This is a genomic window from Lentzea flaviverrucosa (assembly GCF_003350445.1).
Classification (GTDB): Bacteria; Actinomycetota; Actinomycetes; order Mycobacteriales; family Pseudonocardiaceae; genus Lentzea; species Lentzea californiensis.
Genome location: NZ_QQAU01000002.1, coordinates 40,619 through 56,808 on the forward strand (window position 1 = coordinate 40,619; position 16,190 = coordinate 56,808).

A 16,190-nucleotide genomic window follows, 5' to 3' on the forward strand; every position below is an offset into this window, starting at 1 on the left:
GTCGGCGAACGTCGCCAGGCCGATGACCTGCCCGGCCTCGCTCAGCCCCGTCACGCAGTGACGTGCGGCACCAGGGCAGCGCGGACAAGGGAATCGGCGGCGGTGCGAGTGCCCGGTACCTCCCCCGGCGCCGTCACTGCGCACCACCGCCTCTGCCTGTCCGGGAAGCGGTCCACCCCTCGAGGACGCTTTCCGGACACCACGAACACTGCCGTGTTCCGGAGCCGTGCAGGAGCGTGAGCACCCGGAGAGGTTGTGCGTAGAGCTACTCAACCTCTACCTGGCCGCGTCGAGCACCGCCTGTTCGATCCGGCGCCGGTCGAGGTCCGCGCCCGCGATGCTGAACGAGTCGACGACCGTCGCGCCCAGCGTGGACACGCGCGCCCACTGCACGTCGGCGCCGCACTGCTCCAGCGCGCCCGCCACGCGGTGCAGCAGCCCGATCCGGTCGGCGGCGCGCAGTTCCAGCACCACCGCGCCGGTCGCCTCGTCGTCGAACCACAGCACCTTCGCGGGCGGCGGGTCGAGCGGCGGACCGCCGTAGTCGCGTTCCTTCGCGGTGAGCTTGTCGGCCAGCGGCAGCGAACCCTCGATCGCCCGGGAGAGCTGTTCGCGCAGCAGGGTGGCATCGGGCAGCGAGCCGAACCGCGGTGACACCGTGAACGCGTCCACCGTCGCACCGCCGTGTGCGCGCAACGTCGCCGCGTGGACCTCCAGCGAGTTCAACGCGAGCACGCCCGCGGCCTTGGACAGCAGGCCCGGGCGGTCCGGCGCGATCACCGTGACGACCGCCGCGTGGTCCTGCTTCTCCAGCAGCACGTCCGGTTTCCCCGACGCCGCAACGCGTTCGGCCATCGCGACGTGCACGGGGTCGAGCGGTTCCGGCTTGGGCAGCGCCTCCCCGGCCATCGCCTTGCGGCAACGGGAGACCAGGTCGGCCATCAGCGCGGCCTTCCAGTCCGTCCACACGCCCGGCCCGGTCGCGATGGAGTCCGACTCCGCCAGCGCGTGCAGCAGTTCCAGCAGGATCGCGTCGCCGCCGAGCGTCTCCACCACCCGGTGCACGGTCGCCTCGTCCTCGACGTCACGGCGGGTCGCGGTGTGCGGCAGCAACAGGTGGTGCCGGACCATCGCCGACAACGTCTCGACGTCCTGCGGCCACAGCCCGATGCGCTCCCCGATCTGGGTCGCCAGCGCGGCCCCGACCTCGGAGTGGTCCTGCTGCCGGCCCTTGCCGATGTCGTGGATCAACGCGCCGAGCAGCAACAGGTCGGGCCGTGCCACCGTCGTCGCCAGCCGGGCCGCGTGCGCGACCGTCTGCACGAGGTGCCGGTCGACCGTCCACATGTGCGCGGCGTCGCGCGGCGGCAGGTCCCGCACCGCACCCCACTCGGGGAACAGCCGGCCCCACAGGTCCGTGCGGTCCAACGCTTCCACCACGTCCACGAGTCCGCTTCCGCTGCCCAGCAACGCCAGCAGCTCCTCGCGGGCCTCGCGCGGCCACGGCTGGCGCAGCTCCGGCGCCGAGTCCGCGAGCCGGGACAACGTGCCTGTCGCGATCGGGTGCTTGCTGCGAGCCGCCGCCGTCGCGACACGCAACAACAACGCCGGATCACGGCTGGGGATCGCGTCACGGGCGAGCGAGACCTCAGAACCGTGCAGCACAACGCCTTCGTCCAGCGGCCTGCGCGGCGGTTGCCCGCGGAGGAACGCCCCGAGCCCGCGTTTCGGCGCGGCGGCACGAGCGGCCCGCATGGCCACGTCGAACGCGTAGACGACCGTGCGAGCGGCGGAAGAGAGGGAACGGGCCAAGGCGAACCGGTCCGCCAGCCCCAGGGCCGACGCCACCTCGTCACCGTCCTGCGCCCGCAGCACGTCACGAGGTTTCCGGGCCACCCGGCGGAGTTCGGTGCGCACGTCCAGCAGCAGCCGGCGTGCCTCGTCGACCTCGGCGGAGGGCCGGTCGACCAGCTGCGCGAGCGACAGCGCGTCCAGGAGTGTGAGGTCCCGCAGTCCCCCGCGACCGTGCTTCAGGTCGGGTTCGACGCGGTGTGCGATCTCGCCGCCGCGCGCCCAGCGCTTCTGCGACGACTCGGCCATCTCGTCCAGCCGGTTGCGGACGTTGCCGCGCCAGGCCTGCTTCGCGCCTTCGGCGAGCTTCTGGGTGACCTCGGGATCACCCGCGATGTGCCGGATGTCCAGCAGCCCCAACGCTGTTCTCAGGTCACCGGCGGCGACCCTCAGAGCTTCCCCCACGGTGCGCACCGAGTGGTCGAGCCCGATGCCGGAGTTCCACAGTGGATACCAGAGCTTCTCGGCGATCTCGTCGACGTTCTTGACGCCGTTGTGCACCAGGACCAGGTCGAGGTCGGAGTAGGGCACGAGCTCACGCCGCCCCAGCCCGCCGACCGCCACGAGCGCGATACCCGGTCCGGATACCCCCGCTCCCCCCGCATGTTTGGTCAGCCAGAACTCGTGCAGGTCCACGAGTGCCTCGCGCAGCGGTTCGGCGGCCAAGCGACGACGACCTGGCACGAGCAGCCTTTCGCGTGCTCGCACCAGGTCGTCAGCCGTGACGACGGCCGTTTCGTTGTTCTCCACGGGCCGTCTCCTAGATTGTCAGTGCTGTGATCGTCGGCCTTTACCTCGTATTTCGACGGTCAGACGGGTGCATCGCGGTGTCCCGCTGAGCGCCGGAAGACGCGGTGACGGTTGGCGGTCACAGCACTAAAGTGCGTCCGATCCACGTTCGCCCGTGCGCACGCGCACGACCGTGTCGACCGAAGTCACCCACACCTTGCCGTCGCCGATCTTGCCGGTGCGGGCGGCCTCGACCACCGCTTCCAGCACCTTCTCGACGGCCGTGTCGTCGATGACGACCTCAATCTTGATCTTGGGCACGAAGTCCACCGAGTACTCCGCACCGCGGTAGACCTCGGTGTGGCCCTTCTGGCGCCCGTAGCCCTGCACTTCACTGACCGTCATGCCCAGCACCCCGAGCTGTTCCAGGGCGCCCTTCACGTCGTCGAGCGTGAACGGCTTGATGATCGCGGTGACCAGCTTCATTTCTTGTTGCTCCCCTCGAGGACCGCGGTCGCGCCTGCGGCCACGCTCGGCTTGCCGGTACCACGCGCACTGGTGAGGCTGCCGTACTCGTAAGCGCGCTCAGCGTGCTCGGCCTCGTCGATGCTCGCGACCTCGGACTCCTCCGACGCGCGGAACCCGACGGTGAACTTCACCAGGTAACCGAGCGCGAGGCTCAGCACGAACGAGTACCCGAGCACCGCGAACGCACCGACTGCCTGGCGCCAGAGCTGGTCGACGCCGCCACCGTAGAACAGGCCGTTGACCTTGGCCGGGGCCGACTCGCTGGCGAACAGGCCGATCAGGATCGTGCCGGACAGACCACCGACGAGGTGCACGCCGACGACGTCGAGCGAGTCGTCGAAGCCGAAGCGGTACTTGAGCGACACGGCCAGGGCGCAGAGGACACCGGTGATCGCGCCGATCGCGATGGCGCCGACCGGGGTGACCGCGGAACAGGCCGGGGTGATCGCGACCAGACCGGCGATGACACCGGACGCGGCACCGAGCGTGGTGGCCTTGCCGTCGCGGATGCGCTCGGTCAGCAGCCAGCCGAGCATCGCGGCGCAGGTGGCGACGAGGGTGTTGATGAAGGTGACACCGGCGGTGCCGTTCGCGCCCAGGGCCGAGCCGGCGTTGAACCCGAACCAGCCGAACCACAGCAGGCCGGCGCCGAGCACGACCAGCGGCAGGCTGTGCGGCTTCATCGGCTCCTTGGGCCAGCCGACGCGCTTGCCGAGCACGATCGCGAGGGCCAGACCCGCGGCACCGGCGTTGATGTGCACGGCCGTACCACCGGCGAAGTCGATCGCGAGGAGCTTGTTGGCGATCCAGCCACCGGGGTCGATGACGTTGCCGGCGTCGTCCTTGCCGTCGAAGTCGAACACCCAGTGCGCGACCGGGAAGTAGACGATCGTCGCCCACAGGCCGGCGAACAGCAGCCACGGGCCGAAGCGGGCGCGGTCAGCGATCGCACCGGAGATCAGCGCGACCGTGATGATCGCGAACATCGCCTGGAACGCGACGAACACGGTGCTCGGGATCTTGCCGAACAGCGAGTCTGCGGCCAGCAGCCCGTCGAGGCCGAAGAACTCGAACGGCTTGCCCAGCAGGCCTCCGCCGAGGTCCGCACCGAATGCCGTCGAGTACCCGAACAGCACCCACAGGACACCGACCACGGCCATGGCGCCCAGGCTCATCATCATCATGTTGAGCACGCTCTTCGAACGGACCATGCCTCCGTAGAAGAAGGCAAGGCCCGGCGTCATCAGCAGCACCAATGCGGCGCTGGTGAGCACCCAGGCGGTGTCCCCTGTATCCACTTCGACCTCCACTGCACGTCGGTTGCAGGGAGCATCGAGATGTCCTGTTTCACGCACTTACGTGCAACGTTTCGCGGAGGTGAACTGTGGGGCCCACGTTGTTACGTCCGCGTTTCACGCCGTTCACGGCCTCGATTCGGCCACCTCACGGCGTCGAAGTGGTCACGAGAAGTGACGCGGGGCTCCTGCTTTCCGGGGATGCGGGACACCTCGGTGGAGATCGCTCGTGACACCGCGATGCCCCCGGTGCGAACACCGGGGGCATCGCGACTGATCGGCTTTTAGCGGACCGAGAACGGGCCCGCCGGGACCCGCGGCTTCGCGGACATGATCGACGCCTCGGCCGGCGGCTCGACAGCGGCACACGAGGTGCCGTTGCGCGGCAGCTTCAGCGAGACGAGGTACTCGTTGTTGATCTTCAGCGTGCACTCGCTGCGGTCGTAGACGCCGTGGCCCCAGCCTTCGTAGGTCACGAAGACGGTGGTGTCACGGGACTGACGGTGCGCGTTGACCGCCCACTCGTACGCCGTCGCCGGGTCGTGCTTGGCGTTGGTGAGCAGGATCTTCGGCGAGTTCTTGATCTTCAGCGGGTGCTGCGGGTTCGTGGCCTTCGGGAACCCGACGCAGCCCATCATGGCGCCGTGGCCGAGCGAGGAGCCACGCGTGTTCGGCGCGATCCGGTACTCCGACTTCACCAGCGACTGGTACTCGCCCCACGAGCTGACGCGGAGGTTGTAGTCGTTGCAGAAGATGCCGGGGAACGGGTTGTCGAACGTCTCCTCGGCGGCGAACGCCGAGAAGGCCGCCTTCGGGGCCTGGGTGCCGTCGATGATCTGCTTGATCTGGTCGGCGAAACCCTTCCAGCTCGGCCCGTAGGCCATGCTGACCACACCGCCGCCGAGGTCCTCCGGCGTCAGCTTGGCGTTCGGGTCCCAGGGTGCGGGCACCTCGCCGCGTTCCGCCTTCGCCAGCAGGTCCTTCCAGATCTTGCGGAGGTCCTGGCCGTGGAACGGCGACGACGCGTCCCGGTCGTTCCACTTGATCCACTCGTTGAACGAGTCCTCGGCGGTGCGCGCCTCGGAGTCGAGGAACTGCTTCGTGCCGAGGCTGTGGTCCATGTTGGAGTCGATGATCATGGCGCGGATGTTGCGGCCGAACTTCTCCGCGTAGTGCTGGCCCATGATCGTGCCGTACGAGATGCCGTAGTAGTTGATCTTCTTCTCGCCCAGCGCGCGGCGGATGGCGTCGATGTCCTGCGCCACCTCGTCGGTCGAGGCGTTGTTGAAGATCGGGCCGCTCTGCTTCTCGCAGTCCGCGCGCAGCTCCTTGTTGTAGGTGACCAGCGCGTCGAACTCGGCCCTGGTCTTCGGGTACACCGACGGCTGCCTCTGCAGCACCTCCGCCGAGCACTTGATCGGCGCACTGCGCGCGACACCACGCGGGTCGAACCCGATGACGTCGAACTTGTCGACGATCTCCTTGCTGAAGTACCTGTCGGCGCCGAACGAGAAGTCGACGCCCGAACCACCCGGTCCACCGGGGTTGATCACCATCGCGCCGATGCGCTGGGACGGGTCGTTCGCCTTGCGGCGTGACACGGCGAGCTGGAACTTCTCACCGTTCGGCTTGGCGTAGTCGATGGGCAGTTCGAGGAAGCCGCACTCCACCGTCGGCACCTCTTCACACGGCTTCCAGTCGACCGCGCCGACGTTGAACTCCGGCTGCCCTTCCGGAGCCGCGATCGCGACCTGACTCGCACCTAGAACCAATGCAGAACTGGCGATCGCGGCGCCAAAGGCGCGCACCATCGGTTGCATGGATTTCCTCCCTAGATCCCCGATCTTGCGGGAGGAACGCTTCCACCGATCGTGTGACGCAGACAACCAACCTAGGTAGGGACACGAATCAGACCGTGGTCGTACAACCACCGTCAGTTAGTCGTTTTGGCCCACTTCGCCTGAAGGTGTGATACGCCTTCGCTCGTAAGGGTGCCGAGGATTCGGAGGCGTGCCATTCCTCCGTCCGGGTAGATGTCGAGGCGGACGGCCGTCGCCTCGGTCGCGTTCACGACGAACCGGTGCCGCGTGTCGGGCTGCAGCCGGGTGCGCGGGAGCAGGTCGAACCACGCGTCGGGGTCGTCGCGCTCGTCGCAGCCGCGGACGGACGCCCAGCCCGGCGCGTTGCCCTTGAAGTGGCTGGTGTCGAGCTCGACGAGCTGCACGACGCCGGGGGCGGCGAGCCGGAGCGACACCCAGTCGTTGCCGTCGTCACGGCGGCGCGCGGTCTCCCAGCCCTCCCCCATGACCGTGGCCTGACCAGGGGCGATGAGGTTGTTGGGCGAGCTGTAGAACATGTTGCTGCAGCCGGTGACGACCGCGCCGTTCTCCAGCGCGGCGAGGTCGATGCCACCCACGAGCAGACGCGGGTCGGCGAGCGGTTCGCCGTGCACGCGCAACCGGGCGACGCCGCCGTCCGGGTCGATGGTCAGGCGTACGTGCGTGACGCGGCGTCCTTCGGTGACGTCGAAGAAGTGCTTCTCGTCGCCCTTCAGCGCGGTCCGTTCGACGAGAGGGAACCACTCGGTGATCTCGTCGGCATTTGGATGACCATCGACCTGCGCACCCTCGACCCAGCAGAACGGCGGGTAGTTGCCCTTGAAGAACGCCGTGTCGACGACGATCCCGCGCACGACACCGGGCATGCCGAGCCTGACCACCGCCTGGTCCACGCCCGCCTCACGGCGGCGGCGCGTCTCCCAGCCGTCGTACACCTGGCCTTTGTGACCGAAGGTGTAGGTCTGGTAGACCGGCTCGGCGGGCTTGATCAGGTTCTCCCGCTCGGCGAACAGCTCGTCGTTCGCCCACACCACACCACCACCGACCGCGCGCGAGGCGAGATCGGGAAGCCGGGTCCACTCGGTCATGCTTCTCCTCGTCTGAGCAACTTGCCTTGCGTTGTACTGATCTCCTTGCCACGCAACCACGTCTGCCGCACGACACCGTGCAGCGTGCGACCGTGGTAGGGCGTGACGGGGTTGCGGTGGTGGAGCTTGTCCTTGTCCACCACGAACGTCTCGTCCGGTGCGAACACCACGAGGTCCGCGTCCTTGCCGGCCTCGATGGCGCCCTTGGTCTCCAGCCCGACCTGGCGCGCGGGGTGCGCCGACATCCAGCGGACGACGTCGGTCAGGTGGAAGCCGCGCTCCCGTGCACCCGTCCACACCGCCGGCAGACCGAGTTGCAGCGAGGCGATGCCACCCCACGCCGTCGCGAAGTCGCCTTCCTTGAGCTCCACCGTGCTCGGCGAGTGGTCGCTGACGACCAGGTCGATCACGCCGTCGCGCAGGCCCTGCCACAACGCCTCGCGGTTCTCCGCCTCGCGGATCGGCGGGCAGCACTTGAACTCCGTCTGCCCGTCGTGGATCTCCTCGGCGGTGAACGTCAGGTAGTGCGGGCAGGTCTCGGCGGTGATCCGCAGGCTCTCGCGTTTGGCGGCTTCCAAGATCGAGAGCGCGCCCGACGACGAGAGGTGCAGGACGTGCGTGCGCGCGCCGGTCCTGCGGGTCAACGCCACGACGTCGCTGATCGCCTTGTTCTCGGCCTCGCGCGGCCGTGACGCCAGGAAGCCCGCGTAGTCCGGTTCGGAGTCACGAACCGTGTGCGCGTCTTCGGCGTGCACGATCGTCAACGCGTCGAGCGTGGCCAACTGCCTGAGTGCCACTTCGAGTTCACCGGTCGTCACGGCCGGGAACTCGTCCACGCCCGAATGCAGCAGGAAGCACTTGAAGCCGAAGACACCGGCCTCGTGCAACGGCTTGAGGTCCGCGAGGTTACCGGGGACGATGCCGCCCCAGAACCCGACGTCCACCGAGACGTTCGCCGCGGCCTTGCGCTTGATCTCCAGCGCCGCCACCTCGACCGTCGGCGGGATGCTGTTGAGCGGCATGTCGATGATCGTCGTGACACCACCGGCGGCCGCGGCCCTCGTGGCGGTCTCGAAGCCCTCCCACTCGCTGCGGCCGGGGTCGTTGACGTGCACGTGCGTGTCGACCAGGCCTGGCAGCAGCACCTCGTCGTCCGCGAGGTGCACGACGTTCGGTGAGTCGATGCGGGGCTCGACGGCGACGATCCGGCCGTCGACGACACCGACGTCGCACGCGATCTCGCCCTGCGGGGTCACGACCCTGCGGGCGCGGAAGACCAGGTCCATGGCACTCACTCTGACACCCACTCGCGGGCGATGCGACCGCCGAGAACTCCCAGCAGTGAATCGGCCTGGGCCATGCACCGCGTGACGTCCGGTTCGACGTCCAGCAGCGCGTAGGCCGCCTTGAGCCCCAGGTCGCCGGGCTCGACCGAGCACTGGCCCGCCACCGCGACCACCGGCACCGCGCCCGAGGCCCTGACCACCCCGTACGGCGCCTTGCCGTGCCGGGTCTGCTCGTCCAGCGAACCCTCGCCCGTGATCACCAGCGACGCGCCGGCGACGGCCTCGGCGAACCCGGCCAGTTCCAGCACGACCTCGATGCCCGGCCGGAACCGCGCGCCCAGCACCGCGAGAGCGGCGAACCCGATCCCGCCGGCCGCACCCGCTCCGGGCAGTGAGGCGTACTCCGGCCCGATGCGCCGGGCGAACTCGGCGAGCCGCGCTTCGAGGACCTCCACCTGCTCGGGGGAAGCCCCCTTCTGCGGCCCGTAGACCGCCGCCGCGCCGGAAGGCCCGAGCAACGGGTTGTCCACGTCCGAGGCCAGCACGAGGTCGACGCCCTCGAACGACGCCTTGCCCAGCGCCTCCAGCATCCCCGCGCCGCCGTCCGTGCACGCGCTGCCGCCCAGCCCGAGCACGATCGTGGTGCAGCCGACGTCGAGCGCGGCTTTCAGCAGCTCACCGACGCCGTAGCTGGTGGCGTCGAGCGGTGCGGGCCGTTCCAGCAACGTCAGCCCGGCTGCCGAGGCCACCTCGACCACGGCGGTCGTGCCCTTGACCGCGAACGACGCGGGCACGGGCCTGCCGACCGGCCCGGTGACCCAGCGCCCGACCTTCACGAACCCGGCGGCGACGGCGGCGTCGACGGTGCCGTCGCCGCCGTCGGCCACCGGGAGGAGGCGCACGTCCACGTCCGGGACCGCCTCCCGCAGGCCGCGCGCGACGGCGGCAGCGACCTGCGGGGCGGTGAGCGATCCCTTGAACTTGTCCGGCGCGACGATCACCCGACTCACGGCAGCGGCTCGAATTCCTTCATCGCGGCGATCGACGTGCCGTTCGCGGTGTTGCCCTCGCGCTCGATCATGATCTCCACGAGCACCGGCCGCGACGTCCTGTCGGCCTCCTTGCGCGCCCACTCCAGCGAGCCGCGGATCTCGCTCGGATCGGCGACCCGGATGCCGGAGCAGCCGTAGGCCTCCATGATCTTCACGTTGTCCGAGCCGCTCGTGTCGTAGTGGATGTCGACCTCGTACTTCATGTCGTAGCCACCGTGGTCCTCGGCCATCCTGATCAGCCCGAGGTACTCGTTGTTCAGCATGATCAGCACGAACGGCACGTCGTACTGGGCGCCGACCGCGAGTTCCTCGACCAGGAACTGGAACGAGTAGTCGCCGACGATGCCCACGACCTCGGCGTCCGGCCGTGCCTTCTTCACGCCGATCGCCGCCGGGATCTCCCAGCCGAGCGGGCCCGCCTGGCCGCAGACCTGGTAGTGCCGCGGCTTGTGCGCCTTCTGGTGCTGGCCGGACCAGATCTGGTAGAGCCCGATGGCCGTGACGAAGTAGGTGTCGGGGCCGTAGAAGTCGTTGATCTCCTTGAAGACCCGCGGTGCCTTGACCGGCACTGTGTCGAAGTCCTCGCGCCGCAACAGGGTCCGCTTGAGCTCCTGGCAGCGGTCGACCCACTCGCCGGCCGCACGCGGTCCCCGTGCTTTCGCCTTCTCCAGCAACGCCTGCAGGAACAGCTTGGTGTCCGCGACGATCCCGAGGTCCGGCCCGAACACCTTGCCGATCTGCGTCGGCTCGACGTCAACGTGGATGAACTTGCGGTCGCCGCGGTAGGTCGCGAGGTCACCGGTGTGCCGGTCGCCGAAGCGCGCGCCCAGCGCCAGCACCAGGTCCGACTCCAGGAACGACGCGTTGCCGTAGCGCTGCGAGGTCTGGATGCCGGTCATACCCGCGTAGAGCGGGTGGTCCTCGTCGATCGCGCCCTTGCCCATCAGCGTGGCCTGGACCGGGATCTGCAGGAACTCGGCCAGGTCCAGCAGTTCGGCGGACGCCTCGCCGAGGATGACACCGCCACCGGCGAGCAGCAGTGGGCGTTCGGCGGCCAGCAGCATCTCCAGCGCGCGGTCGACCCGTGCTTCGGACGGCACGCTCCTCGGGACGGGCAACGGTTCGTCGATGCTCGAGTCCCACTCGATCTCCTGCTTCTGCACGTCGATCGGCAGGTCGATCAGGACCGGGCCGGGACGGCCGGAGCGGGCGATCCGGAACGCCTCGCGGAAGATCCACGGCATCTGCGCGGCTTCCTTGACCTGCACCGCCCACTTCGTGACGGGCGCGGCGATCGAGACGATGTCGACGGCCTGGAACGCCTCCTGGTGCAGCTTGGAGACCGCGGCCTGGCCGGTGATGCACAGGATCGGCACGGAGTCGGCCTGCGCGGTGTAGAGGCCGGTGATCATGTTCGTGCCGGCCGGGCCCGAGGTGCCGATCGCGACACCGACGTTGCCGGTCGTGCGCGACCAGCCGTCGGCCATGTGCGTCGCGCCCTCCTCGTGCCGCACGATGAGGTGCTCGATGCCGCCGTCCTGCTCCATCGCCTTGTACAGCGGGAGGATCGCGGCGCCGGGGCAGCCGAACACGGTGTCGATGCCCTCGGACTTGAGGACCTCGACGACCGCTTGCATGACTGGGATCTTCGGCATTGTCTACGACCTTCCCGCGAAGTTCTCGATGACCTTGAGCAGCGCGGAGTGGTCGAGCGACCCGTACCCCTGCGCGCGTGCCGCCGCGACCAGTGCGGCGATCTGGTTGGTGACCGGCAGCGAGACGTCGGCGGCGCGTGCCGCGTCCAGTGCGATGCCCATGTCCTTGTGGTGCAGGTCGATCCGGAAGCCCGGCTGGAACTCGCGCGCGATCATCGACTCGCGCTTGAGGTCGAGGATCCGGTTCGCGGCGAGACCACCGGCGAGCACGTCCAGGCCCGCCTTCGGGTCGACGCCGGACGCCTCCAGCAGCACGATCGACTCCGCCACGAGGGCGTAGATGCCGCCGACCATCAGCTGGTTCGCGGCCTTCACGACCTGGCCGGCGCCGTGCGGTCCGACGTGGACGATCGTCTTGCCGACGACCTCCAGGAACGGCCTGGCCGCGGCGAAGTCGGCCTCGTTGCCGCCGACCATGATGCTGAGCGAGGCCTGCACAGCACCGGTCTGGCCACCTGACACGGGCGCGTCGAGCACCCGGACGTTCGAGAGCTTGCGTGCGATCTCGATCGACGTGGACGGGCGGATCGTGCTCATGTCGATCAGCAACGTGCCGTCGTCGAACGCGACCTCGTCGATCACCGCCTCGACCTGCGGGTGGTTCGGCAGCATCGTGATGACGACCTCGGCGCCGCTCACCGCTTCCTGCGCGGACGCGGCCGCCTTGCCGCCGTCGGCGACGAGCTTGTCGAGAGAGGCCGGGCTGAGGTCGAAGCCCGTCACGTCGTGCCCGGCGGCTACGAGGTGGGCCGCCATCGGGCTGCCCATGATGCCTAGGCCGATGAAAGCGACAGTGGATCCTTTTGGCCGGGTCATGCGTTGTCCCTCCAAGCGAAGGAGTGGGTGACGGGCTTGTACTCGGCGCCGACGAAGCCCGTGTAGCCGTTGGCGCGGAGTTTCTGCAGGTGCCCGAAGAGGTCGAGCTCGCCGGTGCCGGGCTCACCGCGTCCGGGAGCGTCGGCGATCTGCACGTGACCGATGCGGTCGACGTGGTCGGCGAGGAGGTCGAGGTCGTCGCCGTTCGTGGCGAGGTGGTAGAGGTCCGCGAGCAGCTTCACGTTGCCGCGGTCGATCTCGTCGATGAGCTCGAACGCCTGGTGGGCGGTCTTGATCGGGTACTTCGGCGCGCCGCTCAGCGGTTCGATCACGAGCTGGGCGCCTGCCTGCGCCGCGACGTCGGCGGCGAAGCGGTAGTTGGAGACGGTCTGCGCGGTGGTCTCGAAGTTGCCGTGCAGCGCGTTGAGCGTGCGGCAGCCGAGGCGGGCCGCGATGGCCGCGGTGATCTCGACGTTCGCGCGGAACTCCGTCTCGCGGCCGGGCCAGCTCGTGAGGCCGCGGTCCCCCGCCGGCATGTCGCCCGCGTAGAAGTTGAGGCCCACGAGGCGCACCTGCGCGTCGACGATGGCGCCTTCGAACGCCTCGATCTCCCGCGTCTCGGGTACGGCGTCCGCGAACGGCCACCAGATCTCGACCGCGTCGAACCCGGCGGCGCGTGCCGCGGCCGGACGCTCCAGCAGCGGCAGCTCGGTGAAGAGCATGGACAGGTTTGCGTCGAACATCTTGGGCTGTTCCTTCCCAGCGGAAGATTCCACATTGCGGAAGTTGGATTTCGCTCTATGGAGACACTAGACATCTCGCTCGGCTCGGGTCAAGAATGTGGAAGTTAGATTCCGCGATACAGAAACTTGGAGAGCCGTGGACAGCTTCAACAGCGCCCCGGAGGCCGAACTGCGTCCTCTGCTCACCGAGTGCCTCGCGGTACCCCGCTGGATCGACGCGGTGGTGGCGGGCAGGCCCTACGCGTCGGTGGATGCACTCCTCGCGGCTTCTTCGGTTGCCGCACAAGGACTTTCCGACGAGGAGGTGCTCGGCGCCATCGCCGGGCACCCGCGCATCGGCGAACGGCAGAAGACAGGTGGGGTGTCGGCGAGGTGGTCGCGGTCCGAACAGTCCGGTGTGGACGCCTCCCAGGCTGATCGCCTGGCGGCCGCCAACGCCGCGTACGAGGATCGGTTCGGGCACATCTACCTGGTGTGCGCGACCGGCCTGAGCGGTGCGGAGATGCTCGGCGACCTGTCCTCCCGGATGGACAACCCGCCGGACGTCGAGCTCCGCGTCGTCAACGACGAACTCGCGAAGATCGCCGCCTTGCGGCTGCAGAAGCTGATCGGGAGCTGAACATGGCCATCGTCCTGGGCCCCAACCAGTACGGGAAGGCGGAGAACCGCCTCGTCACGGTGTCGCGCAACGGTTCCGTGCACACCGTCAAAGACCTGACCGTCAGCACCTCGCTGCGCGGAGACCTCGCGGACACGCACCTCACCGGCGACAACGCCAAGGTGCTCGCGACCGACACGCAGAAGAACACCGTCTACGCCTTCGCCAAGCAGGCCCCAGTAGGCGAGATCGAGGACTTCGCGCTGCGGCTCGGCCGGCACTTCGTCGGCTCGCAGGAGCCGATCACGGGTGCCCGCGTCCTGATCGACGAGCACGCGTGGGACCGCATCGACGGCCACGACCACTCGTTCGTCCAGGGCTCGAACGAGAAGCGCACCACCGCCGTGACGATCGAGGGCTCGCAGGCGTGGGTCGTGTCGGGCGTGCGCGACATGGTGGTGCTGAAGTCGACGGGATCGGAGTTCCACGGCTACCCGAAGGACCCGTACACGACGCTGAAGGAGACCGACGACCGCATCCTGGCGACGTCGGTGACCGCCCGCTGGCGCTACGCCGGCACGGACGCCGACTGGGCGAAGTCATTCGCCGAGATCCGGTCGATCATGCTGAAGACGTTCGCGGACAAGCATTCCCTGTCGTTGCAGCAGACGCTGTACGCGATGGGCGAGGCCGTGCTGAACGCCCGTTCCGAGGTCGCCGAGGTGCGGCTCTCCATGCCGAACAAGCACCACTTCCTGGTGGACCTCAGCGCGTTCGGCCTGGAGAACGACAACGAGGTCTTCTACGCCGCGGACCGCCCGTACGGGCTCATCGAGGGCTCGATCCTGCGGGACGACGCCCCCGAGGCTGGTCTTGCCTGGAGTACTTTGCCAGCCTTCTGAACACGACCGGGTTGAGCAGGGTCGCAGGCGTTGCGACCATGTGCACGACCCGGACGAAGCGGCGGAACAGGTCGGGGTCGTGCACGATCCCGGCCTGCCACTTCTTGAGGTACCAGCCGAGCAGGCCGCCGCGCCGGGGGCCGAGCCAGTTGCGGTCGGCGTTGCTGGACATCGCCCACGACCCCTTCGAGGTCTTCGCGATCTTCCGCTGGAACTCCCGGCACCCCTTGGCGCTGAAGTCCGCGTGCCGCCGGAACAACAGCGCCTCCATCGCCGCCACGGTGATGCCCTGCCCGTACACGGGGTTGAACGCGCACACCGCGTCTCCCACCGCCACCAGCCCGCCCGGCCAGTTCACCACGTCCTCGAAAGCGTTGCGGCGAGAGGCCGTCCGGGCGAACAGGTAGACCGGTGTGAGCGGTTCGGCGTCGGCGAGCATCTCCGAGATCGGCACTCGCAACGAGTCCAGGAACTCCTGGTAGCCGTCGAGGTCGCGCGGCGGGTGATCACCGACGGCCCCCTGCGCGGTGACCATGAGCCGGTCGCCCTCGACGCGCATCGCCGCGACGCCCCGCGGGAGGTCCGGCGCGGACAGGCTTTCCGCGTACACCACCGGGAAGTCCTCCGGCGCGGTGTAGATCCGGGTCGCGTACCCCGTGCCGGAGTCGACCACCTCGGGTTCCGGCGTGGCGATCCCCGCGGCCGCGAGCCAGACCGGCAGCTTCGACACCCTGCCGGTCGCGTCCACGACCAGATCGGCATCGACCCTGCCGTCGCGGGTGAGCACGCCGTCGACGACGCCGTCGCGGAACGACAGGCCGGTGACGTGCACGCCGTCCACGATCTCGGCGGTGACCCGCCGCCGGATGCAGGTCTCCAGCAACGGGCGGCTCAACGACAGCAGCGGCAGGCCCAGAGGCGTCTTGGCGAGCCAGCCGAGCGGGTTGAGGATGCGCATGTCCCCCGCGTCGGCGAGCACCGCCCCCTCCGCCACGAGTTCGTCGCGCAGTCCGGGGAACAGTTCCTCCAGGAGTTCGCCGCCCCGCACCAGCAGTCCGTGCGTGTGCCTGCCCTGCGGCACCCCGGCCCGGTACTCGGGCTCCTCCGACAGCTCGTCCCGCTCCAGGACCACCACCTCGTCGCACGTCTCGGTCAGCACCCGAGCAGCGAGCAAGCCGGCGATTCCCCCACCCATCACCACGGCCTTCATGCGGCCATTCAACCAGCGATCAGCTGAGAGTCAGCGGTTCTCGCTCGTGCGCAACGACATCTGCTGATCACGCCACGAGTGGAACAGGTCGGCCTCGCAGTACCAGTCGACGCCGGTCGGTCGTTCGCCGGAGATCATGAACTCGATCAGCAGCTGCCGGAACAGGTCGAGCGGAACGCCGACGCCGGGCGGGAAGTCCGTGTACTTCTCGTTGACGTACGGCGCTTCCGGGGCCCCTTTCGGCCAGCCCATGAAGGTGTTGTCGACGTAGTACATGTAGCCCCACGCACCGCGCACGGCGAGCACGACGTTGTGGTCCGGTTCGCCGTCGGCGGTGAGGTCGCGACCGAAGTGGTCGAGCGACCCGTCGTTGCACTCGGGCCTGTCGAGGAGCCGGATCAGCGTGTCCACGTCCGCCTCGCACGCGACGACCTGGTACTTGTGCTCGGCAGCGTCGAGGTCGGGTAGGCCGGTCCAGAGGCCCGCACGCATGCTCATGCGAGCCACCCTGCACCCATTACCCGCACTATTCGACACCC

14 protein-coding genes are annotated in these 16,190 nt (G+C 68.9%); 2 read left to right on the forward strand and 12 right to left on the reverse strand.

What is annotated here, in order from left to right; all coding sequences use genetic code 11:
- Positions 1–276: 276 nt before the first annotated feature.
- The 10 genes from DFR72_RS06275 to DFR72_RS06320 all read right to left on the reverse strand — a co-directional run bounded on the left by DFR72_RS06275 (position 277) and on the right by DFR72_RS06320 (position 12,941).
- Positions 277–2,601: a [protein-PII] uridylyltransferase gene (locus tag DFR72_RS06275; protein ID WP_090066409.1), complete on the reverse strand. Its 2,325-nt coding sequence runs from the start codon at positions 2,599–2,601 to the stop codon at positions 277–279.
- A gap of 126 nt (positions 2,602–2,727) precedes the next feature.
- Positions 2,728–3,066, reverse strand: coding sequence for a P-II family nitrogen regulator (locus DFR72_RS06280; protein ID WP_089917583.1), 339 nt, complete (start codon positions 3,064–3,066; stop codon positions 2,728–2,730).
- Positions 3,063–4,406: an ammonium transporter gene (locus DFR72_RS06285; RefSeq protein ID WP_090066757.1), complete on the reverse strand. Its 1,344-nt coding sequence runs from the start codon at positions 4,404–4,406 to the stop codon at positions 3,063–3,065. Before DFR72_RS06285 ends, DFR72_RS06280 begins: the two co-directional genes overlap by 4 nt.
- A gap of 281 nt (positions 4,407–4,687) precedes the next feature.
- Positions 4,688–6,223, reverse strand: a complete 1,536-nt coding sequence (locus tag DFR72_RS06290; RefSeq protein ID WP_090066410.1) for an alpha/beta hydrolase — start codon at positions 6,221–6,223, stop codon at positions 4,688–4,690.
- Between the two features lie 113 nt (positions 6,224–6,336).
- Positions 6,337–7,329, reverse strand: a complete 993-nt coding sequence (gene alc, locus DFR72_RS06295) for an allantoicase (RefSeq protein WP_090066411.1) — start codon at positions 7,327–7,329, stop codon at positions 6,337–6,339.
- Complete coding sequence (gene allB / locus DFR72_RS06300; protein WP_090066412.1) at positions 7,326–8,615, reverse strand: allantoinase AllB; 1,290 nt, start codon at positions 8,613–8,615, stop codon at positions 7,326–7,328. The genes alc and allB overlap by 4 nt, the downstream gene beginning before the upstream one ends.
- Positions 8,616–8,620: 5 nt before the next feature.
- A complete protein-coding gene (locus DFR72_RS06305; protein WP_211335350.1) occupies positions 8,621–9,625 on the reverse strand; it encodes a glycerate kinase family protein in 1,005 nt (334 codons plus the stop codon).
- Positions 9,622–11,322: a glyoxylate carboligase gene (gene gcl / locus DFR72_RS06310; protein ID WP_090066414.1), complete on the reverse strand. Its 1,701-nt coding sequence runs from the start codon at positions 11,320–11,322 to the stop codon at positions 9,622–9,624. Before gcl ends, DFR72_RS06305 begins: the two co-directional genes overlap by 4 nt.
- A gap of 3 nt (positions 11,323–11,325) precedes the next feature.
- A complete protein-coding gene (locus tag DFR72_RS06315) occupies positions 11,326–12,198 on the reverse strand; it encodes an NAD(P)-dependent oxidoreductase (RefSeq protein WP_090066415.1) in 873 nt (290 codons plus the stop codon).
- Positions 12,195–12,941: a hydroxypyruvate isomerase family protein gene (locus DFR72_RS06320; protein WP_090066416.1), complete on the reverse strand. Its 747-nt coding sequence runs from the start codon at positions 12,939–12,941 to the stop codon at positions 12,195–12,197. The genes DFR72_RS06315 and DFR72_RS06320 overlap by 4 nt, the downstream gene beginning before the upstream one ends.
- A 97-nt stretch (positions 12,942–13,038) precedes the next feature.
- Between DFR72_RS06320 and uraD the strand changes: the two genes are divergently transcribed.
- Together uraD and pucL are read left to right on the forward strand one after the other, a co-directional pair.
- Positions 13,039–13,560, forward strand: a complete 522-nt coding sequence (gene uraD, locus DFR72_RS06325) for a 2-oxo-4-hydroxy-4-carboxy-5-ureidoimidazoline decarboxylase (RefSeq protein ID WP_256239400.1) — start codon at positions 13,039–13,041, stop codon at positions 13,558–13,560.
- Between the two features lie 2 nt (positions 13,561–13,562).
- The gene (gene pucL / locus DFR72_RS06330; RefSeq protein ID WP_090066418.1) at positions 13,563–14,441 is read left to right on the forward strand and encodes a factor-independent urate hydroxylase; all 879 of its coding nucleotides are present in this window, start codon (positions 13,563–13,565) and stop codon (positions 14,439–14,441) included.
- Here pucL and DFR72_RS06335 read toward each other — a convergent pair.
- Both DFR72_RS06335 and DFR72_RS06340 read right to left on the reverse strand, forming a co-directional pair.
- Entirely contained in the window at positions 14,368–15,651 is a 1,284-nt protein-coding gene (locus DFR72_RS06335; RefSeq protein ID WP_090066419.1) for an NAD(P)/FAD-dependent oxidoreductase, read from the reverse strand. The genes pucL and DFR72_RS06335 overlap by 74 nt on opposite strands.
- A gap of 30 nt (positions 15,652–15,681) precedes the next feature.
- On the reverse strand, positions 15,682–16,149 hold the full coding sequence (locus DFR72_RS06340) for an Imm1 family immunity protein (RefSeq protein ID WP_090066420.1): 468 nt from the start codon (positions 16,147–16,149) through the stop codon (positions 15,682–15,684).
- Positions 16,150–16,190 lie beyond the last annotated feature (41 nt).